General features: G+C 69.1%; 4 protein-coding genes. All 4 read right to left on the bottom strand.

Going from position 1 to position 4,057, the window contains the following annotated elements; translation table 11 throughout:
* Nucleotides 1-227: 227 nt before the first annotated feature.
* Nucleotides 228-1,547, bottom strand: coding sequence for a bifunctional folylpolyglutamate synthase/dihydrofolate synthase (locus ACOJSF_RS07155; protein WP_420141527.1), 1,320 nt, complete (start codon nt 1,545-1,547; stop codon nt 228-230).
* Between the two features lie 37 nt (nt 1,548-1,584).
* Nucleotides 1,585-2,439, bottom strand: coding sequence for an acetyl-CoA carboxylase, carboxyltransferase subunit beta (gene accD, locus ACOJSF_RS07150; protein WP_420141526.1), 855 nt, complete (start codon nt 2,437-2,439; stop codon nt 1,585-1,587).
* Nucleotides 2,436-3,248 (bottom strand): tryptophan synthase subunit alpha, encoded by an 813-nt coding sequence (gene trpA / locus ACOJSF_RS07145; RefSeq protein WP_420141525.1) that lies wholly within the window; start codon nt 3,246-3,248, stop codon nt 2,436-2,438. The genes accD and trpA overlap by 4 nt, the downstream gene beginning before the upstream one ends.
* On the bottom strand, nt 3,245-4,057 hold an 813-nt coding region (trpB, locus tag ACOJSF_RS07140), incomplete at its 5' end, for a tryptophan synthase subunit beta (protein WP_420141524.1). The genes trpB and trpA, both read right to left, overlap by 4 nt.

The raw sequence follows: 4,057 nt of genomic DNA, 5'->3' as shown, positions 1-4,057 counted from the left end.
AGCCGGTAAACAAAGCGTGCGCCGCATGCGCATCGTTGATCCCGCCGGCCGCCATCCGCCGGATGCCGAACAGCAGCAGCCGTCGATACGGACTGGCCGGGACGGCGTGCGGCAGCAGCATCGTCTGCGTACTTTGGTCGTGCTTCATCGGGCGGCGCTCCATCGTCGAGCCGCCATCGTTCCACCTGCGCTATTGCAAGTCAATCGCAATTAGTCGGATGAACGGCTCATTCCGGCGGAGTGCCGTTCGCCGCCAGTACCGCGCCCGCGAGATAGAGCGACCCACCGATCAGGATGATTCCGGATATGCCCTCCGCCGCGATGGCGTCGAGTGCAGCGGGGGCGTCCGACGCGGCGGTCACGGTCAGCCCCAAGGGGGCAGCCGCCGCCGCAACGGCCGCCGCGTCATGGTGCGCGTGGCCGGGAACGGGCACGGCGTGGAGGACGAGCCCGCTGCCGGCGAAGGGCTCGAGAAAACCGCGTACGTCCTTGTTGGCGAGCATTCCGATCACCATCCGGAATGGCTGTCCGGGCGCGCGGCGCGCGCGGAAGAATTCGGCGACCGCGCGCCCCGCCGCCGGATTATGCCCGCCGTCGAGCCATAGTTCGCTGCCCTCGGGCAGGGTTGCGGCGAGCGGGCCCGCCGCCAGCCGCTGCAACCGCGCCGGCCATTCGGCCCAACCCATCGCCGCGCGGTAGGCGGTAGCCGGCACGGCAACCGCCTGTTGGTGCCGCAGCATCGCCACCGCAAGCCCCGCATTCATCGCCTGATGCGCGCCCGGCAGGCGGGGCAGGGGCAGTTCGAGCTCGCCCGATTCATCCTTGTAGTGCAGCCGCCCGCGGTAGGCGGTCGCATCCCACGTACCGCCCTTGGCCAGCCAGTGCGCGCCCTTCTCGCGCACGACGCGCCCGATCTCATTCGCCTGCGTTGCCGGATAATGGAGGGTGATCAGCGGCACGCCGTCCTTGGCGATCCCGGCCTTCTCGGCCGCAATCTGCTCGATCCGGTCGCCCAGGAACTGCTGGTGGTCCAGCCCGAGCTGCGCGATCCCGCAGATGGCGGGATGTTCGATCACGTTGGTCGCGTCGAGCCGGCCGCCAAGACCCACCTCGATCACACACACCTCGGCCGGCGTCCGCGCAAAAGCGAGGAAGGCGGCGGCGGTGGTGACCTCGAAGAAGCTCGGGCCGATATCCCCGGCCGAATCGAGCACCTCGGCCAGCAGTGCGGCAAGCTGCGCGTCGTCGATCAGCGACCCTGCCACCCTGATCCGCTCGTTGAAGCGGACGAGATGCGGGCTCGTGTAAACATGGGCGCGGTGCCCTGCCGCTTCCAGCGCGGCGCGCAGGAAGGCGCAGGTCGATCCCTTGCCGTTCGTGCCCGCGACATGAAACACCGGCGGCAACGCGCGGTGCGGATTGCCCAGCCGGTCGAGCAAGGCGGTGATCCGCTCCAGCCCCAGGATGTCCGCGCCCGGCGAAAGCGTGGCGAGCCGGTCGAGCTGCGCCTGCACGGCGGGGTCGGAGGAGACCGCGTGATCGGCCATCAGCGCCGCCCGCGCGCGGCCCCGTCCGCGCCCGCGGTCACGCCGCCTGCTTGCCGGGGCAGAGGTAGGCGATCAGCCGCGCCAGTTCCGCGCGCAGCTTGTGGCGGTGGACGACCATATCGAGCATGCCATGATCCAGCAGATATTCGGCGCGCTGGAAGCCTTCTGGCAGCTTCTCACGGATGGTCGATTCGATCACGCGTTGCCCCGCAAAGCCGATCAGCGCGCCCGGCTCGGCAAGCTGCACGTCGCCCAGCATCGCATAGCTGGCCGTGACGCCGCCGGTGGTGGGATCGGTCATCACCACGATATAGGGCAGCCCCGCTTCGCGCAGCCGCTGGATCGCGACCGTCGTCTTGGGCATCTGCATCAGCGACAGGATGCCTTCCTGCATCCGCGCGCCACCCGCCGCCGTGAAGATGATGTAAGGGCATTTCTCCGCGATCGCCGCCTCGATGCCCGCGACGAAGGCGGCGCCGACCGCCAGCCCCATCGATCCGCCCATGAACGCGAAATCCTGCACGCCGACGATCGTGCGAAAACCCTCGATCGTGCCCGATGCGTTGATCAGCGCGTCGCTTTCTCCCGTCTTGGCGCGAGCGGCCTTGATCCGGTCGGCGTAGCGCTTTGAATCGCGGAACTTGAGCGGGTCGTCCCTCACCTGCGGCGATGGCAGTGGGGTGTAGATGCCGCTGTCGAACAGCAGGTCGAACCGCGCATCGGGCCCGATGCGCCCGTGATGCTGGCATTTCGGACAGACCGACTGGTTGTCCTCATATTCCTTCGTAAACAGCATCGTCCCGCAGCTCGGGCATTTGTGCCAGAGATTGTCGGGGGTCTCCTTCTTCTGGAGGAAGGGGACCGCGTTGCGGACGCGATCGATCCAGCTCATGCCGCATACTCCTCACGCGCGGCGTGAACCGCGCCGCTCAAATCCTTGACGAGGGCCAGAACGTCCGGCGCGGGATCGCGCTTCGCCTCGTCCGCCACCGCGATCGCGTCGACGATCGCCGAACCCACCACCACGCCGTCGGCGACGCGCGCCACCGCCGCCGCCTGTTCGGGCGTGCGCACGCCGAAGCCAACCGCGACCGGCAGCTCGGTTGCCGCCTTCAGCCGCGCGACCGCCGCCGCCACGCTGTCGGCGGCCGCCGCCTGCATCCCCGTGATGCCAGCGACCGAAACGTAATAGAGGAAGCCGCCCGCGCCTTCGAGCACGGCGGGCAGGCGCGCGGTGTCGGTCGTCGGCGTGGCCAGCCGGATCGGGGCGACCCCGCGCTCGCGCAGCGCAGCGCCCAGCGCGGCATCCTCCTCGAACGGAATGTCGACGCAGATCACGCCATCGACCCCGGCTTCGGCGCAGGCCTCGGCGAACCACGCCGCACCCCGTCGCAGCATCGGGTTGGCATAGCCCATCAGGACGAGCGGCATGTCGGGATGCCGCGTGCGGAAGTCGCGCGCGATCGCGAAGATGTCGGCCGTCTTCGTGCCCGCCGCCAGCGCGCGCAGATTGGCGCGCTGGATCGCGGGCCCGTCCGCCATCGGATCGGTGAAGGGCATGCCGAGCTCGATCACGTCCGCCCCGCCTTCAACCAGCGCGTCGAGGATGGCGGGCGTTGCGGCGGGCGACGGATCGCCGGCGGTCACGAACGCCACCAGCGCCGGCCGCGCCTTGGCAAAGGCTTCGGACAGTCGGCTCACAGCGACACGCCCAGACCGGCGGCGATCGTCGGAATATCCTTGTCGCCGCGCCCCGACAGGTTGAGGATGACGATCTGATCCTGCCGATAGTCCCGTGCCTTGCGGACGACCGCCGCCACCGCATGCGCGGATTCGAGCGCGGGGATGATGCCTTCGGTCTTGGCGCAGAGCTGGAACGCGTCGACCGCCTCCTGGTCCGTCGCCGCCTCATACTTCACCCGGCCGATCTCGTGCAGCCAGCTATGTTCGGGCCCGATGCCCGGATAATCGAGGCCCGCCGAGATCGAATGCGCCTCGGCGATCTGTCCGTCCTCGTCCTGCAGAAGGTAGGTGCGGTTGCCGTGGAGCACGCCCGGCGAACCGCCGTTGAGCGTGGCGGCGTGCTGGCCGGTGTCGAGCCCGTGCCCTGCCGCCTCGACCCCCAGCATCGCGACATCGGCATCATCGAGGAAGGGGTGGAACAGCCCGATCGCGTTCGATCCGCCGCCCACGGCGGCAACCAGCAGGTCGGGCAGACGTCCCTCCGCCTCCAGGATCTGCCGTCGTGCCTCGATCCCGATCACCGACTGGAAGTCACGGACCAGTTCGGGATAAGGATGCGGCCCCGCGACCGTGCCGATCAGGTAGAACGTGTCGTGCACGTTCGCGACCCAGTCGCGCAGCGCTTCGTTCAGCGCGTCCTTCAGCGTCTGCGCGCCCGCCGTCACGGGCACCACCTCGGCGCCGAGCAGCTTCATGCGAAAGACATTGGGTTGCTGCCGTTCCACATCCTTCGCGCCCATGTAGACGACGCAGGGCAGGCCGAACCG

It is taken from the genome of Sphingomonas sp. (genome assembly GCF_048594985.1).
Classification (GTDB): Bacteria; Pseudomonadota; Alphaproteobacteria; order Sphingomonadales; family Sphingomonadaceae; genus Sphingomonas_I.
This window is presented reverse-complemented; position numbering and strand designations above follow the sequence as displayed.

Coding starts and splice junctions, on each gene's coding strand:
- ACOJSF_RS07155 (WP_420141527.1), bottom strand. CDS start 1,547: ATGGCCGATCACGCGGTCTCCTCCGACCCCGCCGTGCAGGCGCAGCTC.
- accD (WP_420141526.1), bottom strand. CDS start 2,439: ATGAGCTGGATCGATCGCGTCCGCAACGCGGTCCCCTTCCTCCAGAAG.